We start from the raw sequence: 19,654 nt of genomic DNA, 5'->3' as shown, positions 1-19,654 counted from the left end.
TTTTCTTTTTTCTACAAGAAAATATTATCGGAATATTCTGTTATATCATATATTTGTTATTGACTTTTTTATTAGACTTTTATGCAACGCTAGTGAGGAAATTATATTTTTTCTGAATGTGGATAACAGTAGCTGAATAATCGTCTAGCTTCATGCGCCATCTGCTCGAGAAAATTTCTGCCCGAATAAAAAGCAAAAAAGCGCTTTTTATCGATCAGAGCATTTTCCGTTCGAATAGGCAACGCGCGCGTTGCCGCTTCGATAGGCAGGCGCATTGCGCTTTTGTTCAATTAGGGAGCAAGGTAAAGAACTATAAATTGATTTCCGTCTTTTTCAACTTCCTTTAAACCTGCTTCCCTATCTTTATGATTAAAGTTTGTATGATGGTTAATAGTTTGGCCATCTATTGTAATTGTGTAATATACTCGTACAGTATTATTTTCATTCCCCCCGTTCCAACTTGATGACAGGGTTGTCGCAACTGGTAAAACAGAATCTGGCTTTTCTATTACTGTTATTGTTATACTCTCACTAATTTGAGTGTGGATTTGTCCAATTTTCTTTCCATTTTTAAAATAAGTTGTTGCTGTTACTTCTACAGTATGCTTTCCAATCGTTGTAGGTAATTTTATTTCTTCAATTCCATTGATAACTAATGTATCAATAGGGCCATCGATAACTAAATTCTCGATTCCTACTATAATTTCTTCTCCAACATAATAAGGTCCTTCTGAAACAACAATATCAAAACTACCATTTTTTTCACTATTACCATTACGGCCATCTGTTAACTCTGGGTTGGGTTTTGCCATAACACTAGTAGCCATGCTCATAAGAATAACTGTCGTAAAAAAGACTGCAAATAATTTGTTCATTTTCCATTTCTCCTCTTAAATAAATTTTTACTTGAAAAAAAATTAAATAAGAGGGCCGGTTACACTATTGGCTCCATATAACCCAAGTGTCCAAATAAAGGTTATACTTCATGGCTTCCCTAGGGTGACAATTACAACATTTGAAATATTACATATTTCCTAGATGTGTTATGACTTTAAAGACGAAAATGTAGTCTTTACCACCCGTGGCCACGGTTATGTAGTAATTCCTAAGCTTAATTATAATCATCTCTAAAATATCCACCAATTTCATGGCTATTAGTTTATCAATATCGGCTAAATGGTGGTGCAATTAATTTTTCCATTTTTGAAATCAGCAATCGAAGCTGGAAAAGTCCTCTGCTATAAATGTATTAGGAAAAATCTCTCTTGCTTCAGCTAGAAGCTGGTGAGTATCTTCTTGTTGATACCTGGAGCTTATATGATTTAAAATTAATTGCTTTGCACTAGCAAGCTTTGCCACTTCCGCAGCTTGTACCGTAGTAGAGTGAAAATATTCCTCGGCTATTACATGGTCCTCACTGGAGAAGGTGGCTTCATGGATAAGTGTATCCGCTCCTGATGCCAATTGGACCGCTCCATCTGTAAACCTTGTATCCCCTAGAACAGCAATAACCTTTCCTTTTTTAGGAGGCCCCACAAAGTTTTTCCCATAAAAAAACCGTCCATCGGGGAGTTGAACTTTTTCTCCTTCCTTAAGCTTCTGCAATAAAGGTCCAATGGGAATGTCTGCTTCCTTCACCTTATCCATAAGCAACGAACCAGGGGAATCCCTTTGTTCCAATCTAAATCCAAAAGAAGGTAATCCATGAACCAATACTCCAGTCCATACTGTAAAGTCTTTCTCTTCAATGAGTTGGCCGGTCTCTTCAAATTCTTTGATTGTTAAGGGGTATCTTAAATAGGTTCCGCTAACCCGCAAAGAAATATCTATATACTCCTTTATCCCCTTTGGCCCATATAGTTTTAGAGGCGTTTCGCCCCCTTGAAAGGATCTGCTCCCTAATAAGCCAGGTAAACCAAAAATATGGTCTCCATGTAAATGAGTGATAAAAATTTTTTCTATTTTTCGAAGCTTAATTTTTGTATGTAATATTTGCTGTTGTGTTCCTTCCCCACAATCAAAGAGCCAAATAGCGCCCTTTTTATCCATTAAGTGCAAGGCAAGGGAGGAAACATTTCGATGCTTGGCTGGAACTCCAGATCCGGTCCCTAAAAAGGTAAATTTCACACTAAAGCATTCCTTTCTAAATACATCCTCGTTTTAGTTATACCCTATCCAAACTATTGTTTTCCTAGTTGCTTTTTCCTTATTACTTTTCCAAAAACAAGGTTACCAACATTTACCTAACACAAAAATGGTAGAATGTCAATAAATATCCATTGACGTACCTGGTGAATAGTGGTTATATAATACTAGATTTGTAGGAGTTTTCTCCTGCAAATGCAAATTATTAAATTATAATATAGATAGATTGGCGGGGATTTATAATGGCTGAAGCTTTTTTCTGGATTGCTAATTTTGTATTTTGGTACCCGCTTATTATGTGTGTTATTTGGATAGGAGGCGCGTTAATCTTCCATTTTAGAATTGAGAGGAAACCGCCACTTCCTGTAACGGAGACTCCATTTGTTTCTATTTTAGTGCCTTGCTATAACGAGGAAGAGAATATTAAAGAAACAATAACGCATCTAGAAAATTTAAATTATCCTCATTACGAAGTTATTGCCATAAATGACGGAAGTAGTGACAAAACCGCTTCTGCTTTGTGTGAGTTGGCGGAAGAAATGGACAAGCTCCGCGTAGTGGATTTAAAGGAGAATAGTGGGAAAGCAAATGCCCTTTATCTTGGGCTGATGGCTTCGAAAGGTGAATATTTAGTATGTGTCGATGCTGATTCCATACTAGACCCTAATGCTTTAAACTACTTTGTCCCACACTTTACAAACCCAAATGTTGGGGAACGGGTAGGGGCAGTTACGGGAAATCCAAGGGTAAGAAATCGAAATACACTCCTTTCTCGCATCCAACTGTGCGAATATTCAAGCATTATTGGGATGATAAAGCGTACCCAAAGAATCCTAGGTAAAGTAATGACCGTTTCCGGAGTTGTCGTTGCCTTTCGCAAACGTGCAGTTTTAGATTGTGGTCTGTGGGATAGGGATGCCATTACGGAGGATATAGCAATCACATGGAAGCTGCAAAAACGATTTTGGGATGTCCGGTATGAGCCTAATGCTCTATGCTGGATGCTTGTCCCTGAAACGTTAAAGGGACTATGGACTCAAAGAGTACGCTGGGCACAGGGAGGCATTGAAATCTTACTTCGCCATTGGAACATCTTTACGGACTGGCGGCAGCGACGGTTGTTTCCCGTTTACTTTGAGCAGCTCTTAAGTGTTACGTGGTCCATTTGCTGGACCATATTAATCTTGTACTTTTTGGTCACAATTGCTGCAGGCGGCGAGCTATTGCTTCCTATCTTTTGGGCAGGCTCTTATTTAACCATTATTTGCTTAATACAATTTTTCATCGCAATTATTATGGATCGTAAATATGATAAAGATTTGGTTAAATATTACCTTTGGGCCATATGGTACCCTGTTCTCTACTGGTATTTCAATGCACTCGTTTTAGTTCGCGCCATTCCAAAGGCCCTTAAAAGGAAAAAAGGAAAATATGCAGTTTGGGAAAGCCCAGATAGGGGGTTACCACTATGATAATTGATGGGAGAGCGAATAAACCTCATAGAAAAGCCATTGAAGGCAGTATTACCTTCATGGGCTGGACCTATGTACTTATAATGACCTTTCAAATTATTATTTCTTTAATAGCCTGGTACTTTAATCTAGCCTATTTAATGAATTTCTTAATTTTTGTACCAAATATTCAAGGAACCATCTCCATTATTATTGTAACACTAGTAACATCCATCGTTACTTTCCTATTTTTATATACCTGGGCAAAATATAATAAAAAGCGTTTTGGGATCTTAAGAAGAAGAAGTTTCCCTAAAGATGTGGATAATAAAGAGTTAGAAGAATTATTTCAAATTAGTGCAGAAGAACTGGAAGAGTATCAGAAAGATAAAATTATAGTTATTCAAAGGCCATTGATTTAAACTGGCTTTTTCACAAAATTCTTAAAGAGGCTGTCTAAAGGATAGAGGCACCTCTTTTTACAAAAAATAAAAGAAGTCATTTCTCAAGAGAGTTTTAAAAGCAAGGGAACAAGCTTTTCCTTAATCATGAGCTTTGGGACTTGTAAAAAATACAGTGATAATCAAATCAGCTAGTAGAAAAGGCAGAAAGCTATTCTACCAAGCAAAACAACTAGGTCGCAATTACATAGTAAATAGTTAAAATAATTGTAATTAGGGCAATACTACAGTATTCATAGTGGAAATGTTGGAAAAATATGTTGACGTCTGTGCTCTATATGTTAAACTAATTCTAAACTCATTATTTTAAATAATTAAAAAAATTAATAGCAAGTCTTATCAAGAGAGGTGGAGGGACTGACCCTGTGAAGCCTCGGCAACCAGCATTCCATGCCCGGTGCCAATTTCAGAGGAGTATTTACTATTCCAAAGATGAGATAATGTTGAGCATATGTTTATGTATGTAGCCAACCCCTTTTCTCATTCTGAGGATGGGGGTTTTTTATGTTTAAGGAGGTGAAGCCAAGTATTGTTTTATAGGAGAAAGGCGGCGACTCCAGCGACGAGTGTTTACTTCACGAGTAAGCTGAAGCGTTGCCCGCGCGGAACCAAGACTCTGACATTACACCTGTAACGAGTTCGAGCTATAATCTTAACCAACAGCAATAATCTTTTAAAAAATAGCTTTAATAAAAAAAGAAAAAAGATGCGGCAACATCTTTTTTCTTGAGGTAACTAAACCATCAGTCAGGACATGACGAATGAGCCTAGTTAAAATTATTATAGCATAGGTCATTCGTCCATTCTAAAACAATTAGGGAGGACGATTATAATGGGAAATTTGAAATTTGCATACTGGGTACCAAATGTCAGTGGAGGTTTAGTGGTATCTAAGCTACCACAGAGAACAGGCTGGGACTATGAGTCTAATAAACGCTATGCGCAAATTGCAGAAGAGGTAGGCTATGACTATGCTTTATTACAAACAAGATTTTTTGCAAGCTATGGTGCAGAGAATCAATTAGAAGCTATCACCCTTGGAGCAGCGTTAGCTAGTGTAACTAAGAAACTTAATTTAATTTCTGCGGTTCATCCAGGACTATGGCATCCAGGAGTTTACGCCAAGATGATAGCAACATTAGATAATATTAGTAATGGCCGTGCTGCGTTAAACGTTGTTAGCGGTTGGTTTAAACAAGAATTCATCGGTTATGGAGAGCCTTGGCTAGAGCATGATGAAAGATATCGCCGTTCGGAAGAGTTTATCCGCGTTTTGAAGTCTATGTGGACAGAAGAAACAACTACGTTCAAAGGGGATTTCTATCGTATCAACGAGGCACCATTAAAGCCGAAACCAGTAAATGGAAGACCACCGATTTTTCAAGGGGGTAACTCCAAAGCAGCCCGTGAAATGGCTGCAAGGGTTTCCGACTGGTATTTCATGAATGGAAATACGTTGGAAGGCTTTAAAGAACAAATTGAAGATGTAAAGGAATTAGCGAAAAAGGAAGGCCGTGAAGAGGAAATTAAATTTGCTGTTAACGGGTTTGCTATTATCCGTGATACGGAAGAGGAAGCTGTACAGCTATTAAGGGATATCGTTTCCAATGCAGATACGGAAGCAGTAAAGGGTTTTCGAGAGGCAGTAAAAGACGCAGGGCAATCCTCGAAAGAAAAAGAAGGAATGTGGGCAAACTCTACCTTCGAAGACCTTGTACAATATAATGATGGGTTTAAAACAGGCTTGATTGGAACAGCAGAACAGGTCGCTGATAGAATTATTGAATTGAAGAAAATAGGAGTAGAACTCGTGTTAACAGGTCACTTCCATTATGAAGAGGATTTGCAGCGCTTTGGAGAAGAGGTTATTCCCCTTGTTAAAGAAAAGGAAGCAGCACTTGAAAATAGGAAATTAACGGCGACAACAAAATAATGAAGTTATTTTCTATCCAAACTCCCATGTTTTTATAGACACCACGATATGAAAATAAACAATGTATGGAAACATAGTTTTCGTAGGAAACAGGGATACAAACGTGTTCATTGAGTAAATTATAGATGGAGATACTTTGAATTGTAGATTTGATTATAGAGTTGGAAGCCCTATGACTGGAGCTTAAAAAAGCAACTTTGTTATAATACTTAATGAAAGTTTTTCCAAAAGCTGAATGTTAAATGTGGGAATGATCACTGGAAAGGAGAGGTATCTCATGGGAAAAGGAATGGATAAATTAACTCCTGAGTTAGTTGAATTATTAAACGGAGAAGTATTAGTATCCCTTGTAACCATTGATAAGGACTCAAAAGAGGCGGATCTAGGCGTAATTTCTTGGGTTAAGGCTTCCTCCGATGGAACAAAAGTAAAGTTTGCGTTAGGACACAAGGCAAGAAGCGCGGAAAATATTCAAGCGGAACCATCGGTAACCCTAGGATTAATTGGTGCCGGCAGCTGTTACGCTGTTAAAGGAAAAGGTACTGTGTCTGATATTAAAGACGGAACAATGAAATACCGAATTGTAACAGTGGATGTGGAGTCGGTAGATGATGTTATTTTCTATGGCGGTAAAATAACCACAGAGCCGGCATACGAAAAAACATACGACGCTGACCTAGCAAAGAAGCTAGACGACGAAGTGTATGAACTATTAAAAGATTAAAGTTAAAAAACAAGACGGGAGCCAAAGAATGCTGGCCCCGTCTTGTTTTTCTTTTTTTGTAGTGTTGTGGAGGGTCGAGTAGTGTACGAAAAGAGGAGCAGAAGAGAATTCGGTGCATTGGATAGAGGCTTTACATCATTTGAATAACTACAGAATAAATGTACCACCATAACAAACATTAACTATGAAATTAAAAGGGATAGTCCCCTCAATACTTGTCTGAAAAAATAAAGGATTGTAGGACGAAATGGAATGGTATATGATGTTCCTTAGGTTGAATAGTAACCATTAAATTTTTTCGCAAAGAGAGAGATGGGTAATGAATCCAAAAGACTTAAATTATAAGATGCCTCCTGAATGGGAAAGGCACGAGCGAACGTTTATTTCATGGCCTGTTCAAGATTCCATGGTATATCCTGATGATTTTGAAAAGGTCCGTGATGGGTATATAGAATTGGTTAGGGGAATAGCCGAATTTGAACCGGTAACAATTATCGTTAATCCCCAGGATGAAGCACAGGTAAAGGAGTTTTTTCAGCAAGAGAAAAATGTGGACTTCTTAACAATAGAGCATAATGATGCATGGTTCCGGGATAACGGGCCTACCTTCCTAAAGAATCCCAATGGAGAAGTGGCTGGTGTAAACTGGAAGTTTAATGCTTGGGGCGGTAAATATGCTCCTTGGGACAAAGATGACGAGGTTGCCCCAAAGGTTCTCAACCACTACAAGATCAAGCGTTTTGATGCTCCTTTAATTATGGAGGGTGGTTCCTTCCATGTGGACGGAGAGGGGACCCTTATTACGACAGAAGAGTGTCTCCTTAACCCGAACCGCAATCCTGAACTAAGCAGAGAAGAAATTGAGCAGTATTTAAAGGATTACTTAAATGTGGAGAAGATTGTGTGGCTTAAAAATGGACTAGCAGGGGATGAGACAGACGGACATGTGGATAATGTGGCGTGTTTTGCTGCGCCGGGCAAAATTGTTATGCAGGTTTGCGACGATCCGGAAGATGAAAATTATCAAATAACAAAGGAAAACTTGGAGATTCTAAATAATGCCACGGATGCGAAAGGCCGTGAATTTGAAATCATATCGATTGTCCAGCCGCCAAAGGTGGAGCATGAAGGGAAAAGACTTACATTAAGTTATTTGAACTTTTATTTCGTAAATGATGGGATTATCTTACCTGTTTTCGGGGGGACAGCGACGGAAACAGACAAGCTAGCGAAGAATGTCCTCCAGGAGACATTTCCAGATCGCCGCATTAAAACAATTGACGGAATGGCAGTAATTAAAGAAGGCGGCAACGTCCACTGCACCACACAACAAATGGTGGCAAAATAAAGTTTATAGAGGCAGGCAGCCTCATTTGAAAAAAGAGGTGAATACGATGAGAAAAGTAAAGGTGGCAGCAACACAAATGAGCTGCTCTTGTGATATTGACGAGAACATCCGAAAAGGGGAAGCCCTTGTGCGGGAAGCGGCATCCAAAGGGGCAAACATTATTTTACTTCAAGAGCTTTTTGAAACCCCTTATTTTTGCCAAAAAGAAAAGTCGGAGTACTATAACTATGCTAGGACACTAGAAGAAAACAAAGCCGTAAATCATTTTAAGGAAGTGGCCAAAGAACTTCGTGTCGTCCTTCCTATTAGTTTTTACGAGAAAAAAAATAATGCACGTTATAACTCATTAGCAGTTATTGATGCAGACGGGCAAGTGTTAGGAAGCTATCGTAAAAGCCATATCCCCGATGGCCCTGGCTATGAAGAGAAATTTTACTTTAACCCTGGGGATACGGGCTTTAAGGTCTGGAACACCCGTTACGGAAAATTTGGTGTAGGGATCTGTTGGGATCAGTGGTATCCGGAAACGGCAAGGTGTTTGGTATTGATGGGTGCAGAAATGCTGTTTTTCCCAACCGCCATTGGCTCAGAGCCGCAAGATGTCAGCATCGATTCAAGGGATCATTGGCAAATGGTGATGCTGGGGCATTCAGCTGCCAATTTAGTCCCGGTTATTGCATCAAACCGAGTGGGTACAGAAGACGATGAAGATTCAAGCATTACATTCTATGGATCCTCCTTTATTGCTGGACCTCAAGGGAATAAGCTCCAAGAAGCGGACCGTACAGAAGAAACGGTACTCGTGGAGGAATTTGATTTAGATGAGCTGGAGAGCCAGCGCATTGAGTGGGGAATCTTCCGCGATCGCCGCCCAGACTTATACAAAATTATTGCCTCCTATGACGGAGATTTAATAATTAAATAATTGGTGAACAAAGCATCTGTTTCAATGAAAAGCAGGTGCTTTTTGTATAGAAAAAGGAAAAAAATTCATAATAGAAATTCAAGCTTTTTTCATTCTAACACCAACGGCAAGGAGTGATGAGTAATGGGGAAAAGGAATTTACTTGTTGCATTTTTTCTTATACTAATCTTTGTAGCCACGTCCACACCTGTTGAAGGGATAGAAGGCCCCCTAATGCCTGAAACGAAATACAAGGTGTATAATATCGCCCACCGGGGAGTACCCTATTACGCTCCAGAGCACACGATGCCCTCGTTAGAAATGGCAGTAGAAATGGGTGCTGATTTCCTAGAAATAGATATTCAAATGACAAAGGATGGAACGATTGTCGCCATGCACGACACCACCTTGAACCGCACTACCAGCGGTATGGGCCTAGTTAGATATGCTACCTTAAGGGAGTTAAAGGAGTTGGATGCAGGTTCATGGTTTAACGAGAAATACCCGGAAATGGCTAATGAGAAATTCATAGGGCTTGAAGTTCCCACTCTAGAAGAGATTTTTCAGCGATTCGGGAGAAACATTAATTATCTCATTGAAATAAAATCTCCTCAAAAAAATCCTGGTATAGAAGAAGAGCTTCTAAGGCTGATAGAGAAGCACCATCTCGGTGCAAGGAACGGTATGTCCAATAAGTTGGTTGTGCAATCCTTTCATCCAGAAACCTTGCAAAAAATTTACAAGGAAAATCCAAACCTTCCCCTGTTTCATTTATTGAAAAAAAGAGCAAGTGAGGCTGAATTAAGGAAGATTGCTACATATGCTGTCGGTACCGGAATAAGTGGGAAAAAATTAAGCAAAAGCTTTGTGAAAGTTGTTAAAGAGCATGGATTATACATCCACACCTATAGTATCGACTCCCCGAAACAAATGAAGGAGGCCATTAAATTGGGAGTGGATGGAATAGTTACCAACTATCCAGATCGGCTTCAAGAAGTCTTAATGGAACTGAAATAACCTTCTTCCTAAGTTTGATACGGAAAGGAAAAACGTGTACCATATGGGAAGAACCTTAAGGGAGAGGCAGACGAAGCGAATGATTTATTTAAAGGTAAAACCAAAGGAAGTAAAAAAATATAAAGGGGGCTATCCCCTTATCAGTAAAGATACTATCTATAATTGTCAGGATTTACAGGAAGAAGGCCAACTCGTGACCCTCGTGGATGATAAAAATCACTTTATCGCCCAAGGCTATTATGGTCGTCAAAATAAAGGCTACGGCTGGCTGTTAAGCTGGAAGGAAGGGGAGTCGATTGATCAATCCTTCTTCCAACGGAAATTAAAAGTAGCTTTGGATGGAAGGATAGATTTTTTCTCAGATCCGGATACGACTGCCTTTCGAGTTTTTAACGGGGAAGGGGACGGAATCGGTGGGCTTACCATCGATTACTTTGATGGATATTATTTAATCAACTGGTACAGTGAGGGCATTTATCAATTCAAATCCTTTGTGATAGAGTCCTTAACCAATTTGACTGATGTCAAAGGTGTATACGAGAAAAAGCGCTTTAATATAAATGGAAAATACATAGATGATGACGACTTTGTCACAGGTGAACGGGGAGAATTTCCAATTATCGTGAAAGAGAATGGAGTTAGGTTTGCCGTTTATTTAAATGACGGAGCTATGGTAGGAGTTTTTCTTGATCAACGTGATATAAGGAAGACCATTCGGGATAACTATGCTAGTGGCAAAACGGTGTTAAATATGTTTTCCTATACCGGTGCATTTTCTGTGTTTGCAGCCTTAGGGGGAGCAGAAAAAACAACCAGTGTCGACCTTGCTAACAGAAGTCGACCAAAAACCATTGAGCAATTCAGTGTGAACGGTGTGGATTACGAAGCTCAGGATATTGTAGTCATGGATGTTTTCAACTATTTCAAATATGCTGCAAAAAAACAGCTGAAATTTGATATGGTCATCCTGGACCCTCCAAGCTTCGCCCGATCAAAAAAACACACATTCAGTGCTGCAAAGGATTATAAGGACCTATTGAAAGAGACCATCGTAATAACAGAGGATGACGGTATCATTGTAGCTTCCACTAATAGTGCCTCTTTTGGAATGGGAAAATTTAAAGGTTTTATTGAAACAGCTTTCAAGGAAATGAACGGAAAGTACAAAATTTTGGAGGAATTCACCCTCCCAAAGGATTTTAGAACGACTCCCGCATTCAAGGAAGGAAATTACCTGAAGGTTGTATTTATAAAAAAAATAATTGGGTAATCCCCCCTATGAGATCACCAAGAAAAATTTGGTGGTCTTTTTTATGGATAATTTTTCCTATTTTTGCATGTGTTTGAGTAGATGGGACAAACTGATATAAATATATATTTCCAAATAAAACCAACAAATAAGTAAAAAATAAGTTTTCACTATGTATATATTGCAAACTTAAACTACATATTAGAATTATACTTTTTTACGTTAAAGGAATTATAGGAGGCAGGTAAATGAAAGCTTTGGATGCATTTATTATCGGAATTGACGTTGGATCTACCACAGTGAAGGCTACAGTAGTAGATCCAAATACAAAGGAAATCCTTTGGTCCGATTATCAGCGGCACAACACGAAGCAGGCAGAAATGGTCATGGAATTTCTTATTCGAATAGGTAACGAGTTTTCCCATGTGAAAAAGGAAAACATCCGCGTTTTTATCACAGGGTCTGGTGGTTCCGTTATTGCTGAACATATTGGAGCCAAGTTCGTTCAAGAGGTTAATGCTGTAACGATGTCCGTGGAAGAGCTGCACCCAGATGTGGGAAGTGTTGTTGAACTTGGAGGACAAGACGCGAAAATCATTATTTTTAAAGAAAACGAAGAAACGGGAGACAAGCAGGCTATTACATCCATGAATGATAAGTGTGCTTCAGGGACTGGAGCCACTATCGACAAATGTATGATCAAGGTTGGTCTGCCGGAGAACGAAGTAGCCAAACTGCAGTTTGACGATTCCAAGCTTCACCATGTGGCAGCAAAATGTGGTGTTTTTGCAGAGACGGATATCGTTAATCTCGTAAAAAGCAGCATCCCTTCAGAGGAAATTATGTGTTCATTGGCTGACGCCATCGTTATGCAAAACCTTTCCGTTTTAACTCGGGGAAACACATTAAAACATAAGGTACTGCTTCTTGGAGGGCCGAATACATACTTACCATTCTTACAGCAATGCTGGCGGAAGCGAATCCCAGAGTCGTGGGAACAGCGTGGCTATGATTACCCAAAGGATGTTCCGTTAGAAGAGCTTATCTTTATACCTGACAATGCCCAGTATTACGCAGCTTACGGTGCCGTCATGTATGGGATGTTCGAGCCGGCGCATATAGGAGTTTACAAAGGTATCGAGGATTTAAAGAAATTTATCACCTATGGTAGAAAAGCAAAACTAGGTGAAAATGCAGGGAAACCTCTCGTAAAAAGTCAAGAGGAGTTGGATCAATTCCGTGCGGAGTATAGCATTCCTAGATTCACATCAGCAACCTTCGAAACAGGCCAAAAGGTAGAAGGTGTTATTGGACTAGATGGGGGCTCCACTTCATCAAAGGCAGTCCTCGTGGATATGGAAGGGAACATCCTTCTCAAAGAATATCAATTATCGAAGGGTAACCCTATTCAAGACACGAAGGAGCTCTTGAGGAAAATTCAAGACCGTGTTCATGAATCGGGTGCTACGTTGGAAATTAAAGGCTTTGGAGCCACTGGCTACGCCGCAGATGTGCTAGAAAAAACATTAAATGCTGATGTGAACATAGTGGAAACGGTAGCCCATATGATGAGTGCCGTTCACTTCTTTGGGGACATTGATGTCATTTGTGATATAGGTGGACAGGACATTAAAGTACTATTCTTAAGAAATGGAGATATCCGAAATTTCCGATTATCCAATCAATGCTCTGCTGGAAACGGGATGCTTCTTCAGGCAATGGCAGATCAGTTTGGTATTCCTGTTCAGGAATATGCTGATACAGCATTTCAAGCCTCCTTATCACCGAAATTTTCATACGGCTGTGCCGTTTTCCTAGACTCGGACCGGGTCAATTTTCAGAAGGAAGGGTACGCCAAAGAAGAGTTATTAGCCGGTTTAGCGATGGTTCTTCCAAAGAATATCTGGCAATATGTGGTGCAAATCCCACGAATGGCAGAATTAGGCCGCAAGTTCGTCCTTCAAGGGGGAACACAGCACAACCTAGCTGCTGTTAAAGCGCAAGTGGACTATATTAAGGAGCGTGTGCCAGATGCAGAAGTTTACATTCATCCCCACACTGGTGAAGCAGGTGCCATCGGGGCTGCAATGGAAACGATCCGTGTCGTCAAACGCCGTGGTTACTCCACCTTCTTAGGGTTAGAGTCCGCTATTGGCATGCAATACAAATCTCGAAATGACGAATCGACAAAATGTCATTTCTGTCCAAACAATTGCAGCCGAACCTTTATTGATACAGAAACGCCAAGGGGAGATACAGCCCGATATATCTCAGGGTTCAGCTGTGAAAAGGGGACTGTGGAGGATAAAGAAGCCCTCGTTCAATTAACAAAAGAACGGAATAGCTTGAAAAAGCGCTTCCCGAACCTCGTGGAGTACGAAGCTCGCAGGATGTACCAGCATTTTTATGATCCAGCCCCAATGCCTGAACAGGATCAAATGGTCCAAGACGTAAAGGTAAAAACTGGATGGCTACGGACAAAGAGGGTAACGTACGAGCGTCCTTTCCAACGATCTAGTGAGGAAGCGGCAGCTAGGAGGAAAGAGCTTCGCATTGCCATCCCGAAGGTTCTAAATATTTGGTCCACGGCACCTTTTTGGCGAACCTACTTTGAAACACTGGGAATCGACCAAAGGAACATCGTTTTCAGTGATGATACAAGTGAAGAAATGTGGCAAGAGGGTGGGAAGTACGGTTCCATTGACCCATGCTACCCTTCTAAGGTAGCCCAAGCCCATATTCATAACATCCTTTTTAAGAAGCATAAGAAAAAGCCTGTGGACGCCATTGTGTTCCCTTGTATTACCCATATTCCATCCCAGCTGCAAAATGTAATGGATTCCGCAAGTTGTCCGATTGTTGCGGGAGCACCGGAGGTCATTAAAGCTGCTTTTACAAAAGAGACGGACTTTTTTGAAACAAATGGTGTGAAGTACATGGACCCTGCCGTGACCTTTACGGAACCGAACATGTTGCAAAAACAATTATTTGAGGCCTTTCAAGAGTTTTTACAAATAACAGAGGACGAAAGTGACTTTGCCGCTAATGAAGCATGGAAGGCATTGGAGCAATTTGAGCACGAAATGCAGGAGAAAGGAAAAATGATCCTAGAACAGGTGGAGGAAGAAAATCGCCTGGCGATCATGATGATTGGTCGTCCATATCACTCTGATCCGGGTCTGAACCATAGTGTTCTAGACGAATTCCAAGTACTTGGCTATCCGATCCTTTCTATGCGTTCTATACCAAAGGACGAAGAGTGGTTACGACGATTTTTCCAAAAGGATCTTGAAGAAGGACGAGTAGATTACGCCTTGGAAGTAACGGATGTGTGGCCGGAAAACTTCAGCTCCAATAGTGTCCAGAAGGTTTGGGCAGCTAAGTTTGCTGCAAGGCATCCAAATGTGGCGGTCCTTGACCTGTCCAGCTTCAAATGTGGACATGATGCACCAACGTACGGCTTAATTGACTCCGTCATATCAACGGCAGGTACACCATACTCGGCCCTCCACGATATTGATGCCAACAAGCCGAGCGGTTCCATCAAGATCCGCGTGAAGACATATGCCCACAGCTTAGGACTTCACGAAGAGCGACTTCAAGACCTAGCAGAGAAAAAACGCCAGCTACAGCAGCTTATAGATAAAAAGCAAAAACAAATGTTAGCAAAAACAAGACGAGAACTGACAGAACAACAATACAAAGAAGACGAAGCATCGTCCTTTAGGTAGGCTCTTTCGCATAGATTGTTGGTTTATTAATCGAAGGAGTGGAAGGCGGCGACTCCAGCGACGAGCGTGGTATCTAGAGTTTGCTACGAGTTGTCTCGACGGATGTGCTACGAAGCAATACTCGTAGAGGAAGAGACAGGATAATAGCTGAAGACATCGCAGGGTGGTTTTCCCGAGGAGGCTGAAGCATTGCCCGCGGAAAGCGTCCGCCTGTAACGAATTCGAATACAATCTTTTGAAAATAGCCTTTAGATAAAAATAGGAGGCGAGTAATAACATGAAATCCAGTGAAAAAACAGATGGAAATGTAGAAAATATATTTGAAGAAGAAATGGATCGATTTATCCGGAGAAAGGAAGCAGAACTAGGTTTAAACGAAGAAAAAAGCCAATGGTTTGATCCCGTACCAAGGCAATTCTTGATGCGAGACAAGGACTCCACAACCATTTTATTCGGGGGCTTAACGATGGCTCACGACTATTTAGTGGAAGGGGCTCTGAAAGGCTTAGGTTACAATGTAGCACACCTAGATTGTCCAGACACGGATTCCCTCCGTTTAGGTAAAGAATTTGGAAATAGAGGGCAGTGTAATCCTACGTACTTTACCGTTGGAAATCTGATTAAGCATTTGACTCACTTGAGGGATGTGGAAGGGAAGTCAAAGGAGGAAATCGTAAAGAATTATTTGTTCATTACGAGCGGTTCCTGTGGTCCATGCCGCTTTGGTACCTATGTTACGGAGTATCGGAAGGCACTACGGGATGCTGGCTTTGATGGCTTCCGTGTACTATTGTTCCAACAGCAAAGCGGCTTGAAGCAAGCTACGGGCGAAGAGTCCGCATTGAAACTAGACAGCTCTTTTTTCATTACTTTCCTTAAAACAGTGTTAATCGGAGATATTTTGAATGCTATTGGCTATCGTATTCGCCCTTATGAAGTAGTGGAAGGGTCTACAGATAAGGCTCTTGACCGCTGCAAAACAATATTGTATGAAGCTTTACGAGGAAGGAAATGGCTCCTGCCAGTTTTACGTCGCTGCCGTAAGGAGCTGCAGGCTGTTAAAGTTGACCGGACAGTTGTGAAGCCGAAAGTGAGTATCATTGGCGAATTTTGGGCAATGACAACGGAAGGAGACGGGAACTATCAGCTTCAGAAGTTTCTCGAGGAAGAAGGGGCAGAGGTAGAGGTACAATCTGTCACTGCGTGGATCTTGTTTTTAATCTGGGAAGGCTTATATGACACGAGAAGACGAATGGATTTGCGAAAAAATGATGGCGGCCGCCATGGTTTAGAAGGGAAGCATCCACAAAAACGTCTTGCCATGTTAAAGGTGGCGGATAGTGTGGTGAGGGTGATGTTCCAAACTTATGCAAAGGCTATTGGATTAAGGGATTACCATCTCCCAAATATGCATGAAATTGCCAAGGTTGCACAGGAGCATTACAACAACCACCTACGAGGTGGTGAAGGCCACATGGAGGTTGGAAAGCTTATTTTAAATGTGAAGAAGAAGAAGGTAAATATGACCGTTTCCGTCAAACCTTTTGGTTGCATGCCTTCTTCGGGGGTCTCCGATGGGGTTCAATCACTTATTACAGAGCGGTACCCGGAGGCTATTTTCCTGCCGATTGAAACAACAGGTGATGGAGCAGTGAATGTATACAGCCGTATTCAAATGATGTTGTTTAAGGCAAAGCAAGCGGCCCAGAAAGAGTTTGAAGAAGCATTGGCTGCTCGTGGAGTAACTGCAGATGGATTAAAAACTAACAGTGGTGATGTTACAAGGCATTTTTCTGATCCACTGAAAACAACTCGCCATTTCGTTGCATGCTCCGCAGCTAATATGGTCTATGGATATAATAAAGCATTAGGGAACTTTGGGTTTGGCAGAAACAAACCAGCAGTGCAGGATGTAAATAGCGGTTCTTAATAGAAGATTTTCACAGTGGTTATTTACCTTAGGGTCACTTTTAGAAGTGACCCTTTCCTTTTTATATTTAAACTTAAAAAAAGAGGGAAAGACGCTATAAAAATCTAATGGGGCCCGAAAAGCTGGGAAGGAAGAAGAAAAGGTTACTATGGAAGCGTTATGGAGTCTATTTGAGGGGGAAGGAAGAGTAAAAGGTCACTATGAAAGCGTCATGAGGCCCTTTTAACCGAGAAGGGAAAGCGAAAGGTCATCATAAAAAAGCACCATATAGCCTTCTTCCGATTTATAATCCCTTAAACAACTTTCCCCGCCCGGTTGCTTCTGCTAATTCTTGGAACTTTTTATTCAAATACTTTCGATCCAATGTTAATATCTCATCTACTTTTATCCCCTCCAACACATACTCCGTAAATTCCCAGACAACATCTTTCACTTCCTTCGAGTTTTTCCGAGCAATTAACGTTAGTGCCTTTATCCCGGATGCTAATACGGATATATCATGGAAGCCACTTTGCCTGATTTGGTAGAAGCATTTGTATAAATAATCCTCGAAGTCAGGCTTCATCAAAATGAGGCGTAGATTTCGATGCTTATCATTATGGTAGGAGCGGGGTAGGTATTTTCCCCCTAATCTAGCCAATATCTTTCCTAAATTATCAATACAATTGATTGCGGTGTTAGGGTCATTTATTCCTGGAGAGAGGGCCCTTAATGCTACCTCTACAATTTTTGTTAACCCAAACTGCAGGCTGTCAACAGGGGCATTTTCCCTGCCGATCGATATATACTTTTCATAATCTCCCAACTCTTTGCTTCCACTCAATGACCAAATGGATAAGACAGTCGTATTCTCATCCACATAATCACTAATATTTTTTTCCACTTGGACAATACAATCATCCTCGGTGGCTTGTTGCAGGAGCCCATCCATGTCAATAAACTTGATATAACCCGTCTGGTTGAAAAAAATTTGCCGGGGCTCCATCAGTTTAATTTCTTCGCTCTCCCAATCTTCCCAAGGAGCATCACCGTGAACATCCTCCACGTTTTCGTAGTCCCTATCAATTTTTTCCATAAGATTCATAGTAATGTTATGGATTAAGTTACTAACCTGCATCCAGCGGGATACATGATGGATAAAAAAGATAAATACCAGTAAGCAAATGATAGAAAAGAGAACGGCAAAGGATGGAACGATAAACCTTGTGGTCATTTCCGTTTCCCGCAAGAACAACAACAAAAGAATCGAGTAAACAAAGCCCCCAACAAACACACCCATGACTCGCTGTGTACTAACATCCGTTATGAAATTCTGCAGTGTCCTGGGAGAGTATTCTGACAGAAAGGTAGTAAGGACCACCAGAATTGTAGAGAAAGTGATTGTTGTCATGGTTAATAGGGAAGCAGAGATGGAAGAAAGTATTGTCCTTGTTAAATCAATATCCGCAAAAAATATAGATGGGGTAATTCGATAAATAATTTCTAGGCTCATTAAATAGGAATCAATGTAAATACTGATGTACGCAAACAGAGCTGCCAATACCCCGTATTTAGATGGAATATACCAAAAGCTAGATCGAATCGTAAATAGTACCTTTGAAGCCCACATTTAAACCCCCCCTATTATCGACATACTCTTATTGTGGACAAGCGATACAACGGTTTATTCATTTTATTAATTCGACATACTTTAGAATATTGAAGAGGGCGAAGGGTCCCGGGGAGTCTATTAGCAAAGGATGACTAAATGACTAGAAATGGAATAATAACGTGTATCGTTCATACTAGAGACCCTTTTTAAAATTGAACAGAGGGAACTCTCTTCATGTGAATAAATCAAGTCAATAGGTAAAAATTAGGGTTAATTTTCATGTGAAATTTGTCGAATCGTCATTTTGTATAAATAACTTGAAATATCTGTTTTGAGGTAAATATGACCATATAAATTACATAAATTTTCCTGTTGGTAGGGAACGAAAAGGGGGAGGTAGGACTATAGGAGCGCTAAAAATTAGTATTTTGTTGCAAAAAGTAAGAAAATTCACAAAATAACTTTACAAACCTGCAAAATAATTAAGCATTCTGTTGGATTTTGGAATTTTAAGGACTGTTTTATCATTTGGTCAAGAGATCAGTCGGAAAACAACGTAACTAATCTCGATAAAGGCAAACCTGGTGAAAACCAGTGACGCAAAGCTAAAGGGGCTTCTGTGCTAAAGCACAATGCCAGCCAGTTACCGAAGGATAAAGGAGTAATTAACCAAATGAAAATGGAAGTTTTCTCCAGGTGAGAGGTAGTATTGCTTCGCTGATAACTTCCAGCCCTATTTGTTTAATTGCAGCTACAACCCCTCCTTTCGGTAAAGGCGGGGTTATTTTGTTGAATCGGAGGTGAATCGTTGAAGTTAGTTAACCTTAGTAATGGGAAAGTGATTGCTTCTAATGTGAACGAGGCTAATACCTTTTTTAAGAGATTAAAAGGGTTAATGTTTACGAAAATGCTTCACAGGGACGCCGGCTTACACATCAAACCCTGCCAGTCCGTTCATACTTTCTTTATGAACTATTGCCTAGACATCTTATACATAGACAAAAGCGACACGATAGTGGCAATTGATGAGGCAATGGCACCTGGGAAAGTAGGAAGGCATTACAGAAAGGCAGCATCCGTTATTGAGCTACCCGCCGGCAAAGTTAAGGAAACGGAAACTAAAGTAGGGCAATCATTAAAATTTATTTAAATCTTAAAAAACTAAAGGAG

General features: G+C 40.4%; 15 protein-coding genes and 3 riboswitches. Of the genes, 11 read left to right on the top strand and 4 right to left on the bottom strand.

Translation table 11 applies throughout. The features are described 5' to 3' along the window. Positions 1 to 101: 101 nt before the first annotated feature. The 3 genes from J2S74_RS21710 to rnz form a co-directional block, all read right to left on the bottom strand. Positions 102 to 290, bottom strand: coding sequence for a hypothetical protein (locus J2S74_RS21710; RefSeq protein WP_307330025.1), 189 nt, complete (start codon positions 288 to 290; stop codon positions 102 to 104). Next, positions 291 to 875: a hypothetical protein gene (locus J2S74_RS21705; RefSeq protein WP_307330023.1), complete on the bottom strand. Its 585-nt coding sequence runs from the start codon at positions 873 to 875 to the stop codon at positions 291 to 293. A gap of 44 nt (positions 876 to 919) precedes the next feature. Next, a riboswitch (cyclic di-GMP riboswitch) is annotated at positions 920 to 1,003 on the bottom strand. Between the two features lie 206 nt (positions 1,004 to 1,209). Beyond that, the gene (gene rnz, locus J2S74_RS21700; RefSeq protein WP_307330021.1) at positions 1,210 to 2,127 is read right to left on the bottom strand and encodes a ribonuclease Z; all 918 of its coding nucleotides are present in this window, start codon (positions 2,125 to 2,127) and stop codon (positions 1,210 to 1,212) included. Positions 2,128 to 2,387: 260 nt separating this feature from the next. Between rnz and pgaC the strand changes: the two genes are divergently transcribed. From pgaC to J2S74_RS21650, 10 genes are all read left to right on the top strand, one after another. Continuing rightward, positions 2,388 to 3,617 carry a poly-beta-1,6-N-acetyl-D-glucosamine synthase gene (gene pgaC / locus J2S74_RS21695; RefSeq protein ID WP_307330019.1) on the top strand — a complete coding sequence of 410 codons (1,230 nt, stop codon included), beginning with the start codon at positions 2,388 to 2,390 and terminating at the stop codon, positions 3,615 to 3,617. Next, positions 3,614 to 4,018, top strand: coding sequence for a poly-beta-1,6-N-acetyl-D-glucosamine biosynthesis protein PgaD (gene pgaD, locus J2S74_RS21690; RefSeq protein ID WP_307330016.1), 405 nt, complete (start codon positions 3,614 to 3,616; stop codon positions 4,016 to 4,018). The genes pgaC and pgaD overlap by 4 nt, the downstream gene beginning before the upstream one ends. Positions 4,019 to 4,390: 372 nt before the next feature. Further along, positions 4,391 to 4,496, top strand: a riboswitch (SAM riboswitch). 393 nt (positions 4,497 to 4,889) lie between these two features. After that, positions 4,890 to 5,990, top strand: a complete 1,101-nt coding sequence (sfnG, locus tag J2S74_RS21685) for a dimethylsulfone monooxygenase SfnG (protein WP_307330013.1) — start codon at positions 4,890 to 4,892, stop codon at positions 5,988 to 5,990. A gap of 277 nt (positions 5,991 to 6,267) precedes the next feature. Beyond that, positions 6,268 to 6,714, top strand: a complete 447-nt coding sequence (locus J2S74_RS21680; RefSeq protein ID WP_307330009.1) for a PNPOx family protein — start codon at positions 6,268 to 6,270, stop codon at positions 6,712 to 6,714. Between the two features lie 319 nt (positions 6,715 to 7,033). Beyond that, positions 7,034 to 8,062: an agmatine deiminase family protein gene (locus J2S74_RS21675; protein WP_307330006.1), complete on the top strand. Its 1,029-nt coding sequence runs from the start codon at positions 7,034 to 7,036 to the stop codon at positions 8,060 to 8,062. 46 nt (positions 8,063 to 8,108) lie between these two features. Next, the gene (aguB, locus tag J2S74_RS21670) at positions 8,109 to 8,987 is read left to right on the top strand and encodes an N-carbamoylputrescine amidase (protein WP_307330003.1); all 879 of its coding nucleotides are present in this window, start codon (positions 8,109 to 8,111) and stop codon (positions 8,985 to 8,987) included. Positions 8,988 to 9,110: 123 nt separating this feature from the next. Next, entirely contained in the window at positions 9,111 to 9,983 is an 873-nt protein-coding gene (locus tag J2S74_RS21665) for a glycerophosphodiester phosphodiesterase (protein WP_307330000.1), read from the top strand. Positions 9,984 to 10,062: 79 nt separating this feature from the next. Further along, positions 10,063 to 11,253, top strand: a complete 1,191-nt coding sequence (locus J2S74_RS21660) for a class I SAM-dependent rRNA methyltransferase (protein ID WP_307330034.1) — start codon at positions 10,063 to 10,065, stop codon at positions 11,251 to 11,253. Positions 11,254 to 11,480: 227 nt separating this feature from the next. Further along, on the top strand, positions 11,481 to 14,963 hold the full coding sequence (locus J2S74_RS21655) for a BadF/BadG/BcrA/BcrD ATPase family protein (protein WP_307329997.1): 3,483 nt from the start codon (positions 11,481 to 11,483) through the stop codon (positions 14,961 to 14,963). A gap of 277 nt (positions 14,964 to 15,240) precedes the next feature. Then, entirely contained in the window at positions 15,241 to 16,893 is a 1,653-nt protein-coding gene (locus J2S74_RS21650) for a 2-hydroxyglutaryl-CoA dehydratase (RefSeq protein ID WP_307329995.1), read from the top strand. A gap of 283 nt (positions 16,894 to 17,176) precedes the next feature. Here the strand turns inward: J2S74_RS21650 and J2S74_RS21645 are convergent, their stop codons facing one another. Then, complete coding sequence (locus J2S74_RS21645; protein WP_307329992.1) at positions 17,177 to 18,502, bottom strand: DUF2254 domain-containing protein; 1,326 nt, start codon at positions 18,500 to 18,502, stop codon at positions 17,177 to 17,179. Positions 18,503 to 19,048: 546 nt separating this feature from the next. After that, positions 19,049 to 19,135: riboswitch (cyclic di-GMP riboswitch) on the top strand. 157 nt (positions 19,136 to 19,292) lie between these two features. On the opposite strand from J2S74_RS21645, the gene J2S74_RS21640 reads away from it, so the two are divergent. After that, positions 19,293 to 19,634: a DUF192 domain-containing protein gene (locus J2S74_RS21640; RefSeq protein ID WP_307329989.1), complete on the top strand. Its 342-nt coding sequence runs from the start codon at positions 19,293 to 19,295 to the stop codon at positions 19,632 to 19,634. Positions 19,635 to 19,654 lie beyond the last annotated feature (20 nt).

This window comes from Evansella vedderi, from assembly GCF_030813435.1.
Lineage (GTDB): Bacteria > Bacillota > Bacilli > Bacillales > Salisediminibacteriaceae > Evansella > Evansella vedderi.
This window is presented reverse-complemented; position numbering and strand designations above follow the sequence as displayed.

Coding starts and splice junctions, on each gene's coding strand:
- J2S74_RS21705 (WP_307330023.1), bottom strand. CDS start 875: ATGAACAAATTATTTGCAGTCTTTTTTACGACAGTTATTCTTATGAGC.
- pgaC (WP_307330019.1), top strand. CDS start 2,388: ATGGCTGAAGCTTTTTTCTGGATTGCTAATTTTGTATTTTGGTACCCG.
- pgaD (WP_307330016.1), top strand. CDS start 3,614: ATGATAATTGATGGGAGAGCGAATAAACCTCATAGAAAAGCCATTGAA.
- sfnG (WP_307330013.1), top strand. CDS start 4,890: ATGGGAAATTTGAAATTTGCATACTGGGTACCAAATGTCAGTGGAGGT.
- J2S74_RS21680 (WP_307330009.1), top strand. CDS start 6,268: ATGGGAAAAGGAATGGATAAATTAACTCCTGAGTTAGTTGAATTATTA.
- J2S74_RS21675 (WP_307330006.1), top strand. CDS start 7,034: ATGAATCCAAAAGACTTAAATTATAAGATGCCTCCTGAATGGGAAAGG.
- aguB (WP_307330003.1), top strand. CDS start 8,109: ATGAGAAAAGTAAAGGTGGCAGCAACACAAATGAGCTGCTCTTGTGAT.
- J2S74_RS21665 (WP_307330000.1), top strand. CDS start 9,111: ATGGGGAAAAGGAATTTACTTGTTGCATTTTTTCTTATACTAATCTTT.
- J2S74_RS21660 (WP_307330034.1), top strand. CDS start 10,063: ATGATTTATTTAAAGGTAAAACCAAAGGAAGTAAAAAAATATAAAGGG.
- J2S74_RS21655 (WP_307329997.1), top strand. CDS start 11,481: ATGAAAGCTTTGGATGCATTTATTATCGGAATTGACGTTGGATCTACC.
- J2S74_RS21650 (WP_307329995.1), top strand. CDS start 15,241: ATGAAATCCAGTGAAAAAACAGATGGAAATGTAGAAAATATATTTGAA.
- J2S74_RS21645 (WP_307329992.1), bottom strand. CDS start 18,502: ATGTGGGCTTCAAAGGTACTATTTACGATTCGATCTAGCTTTTGGTAT.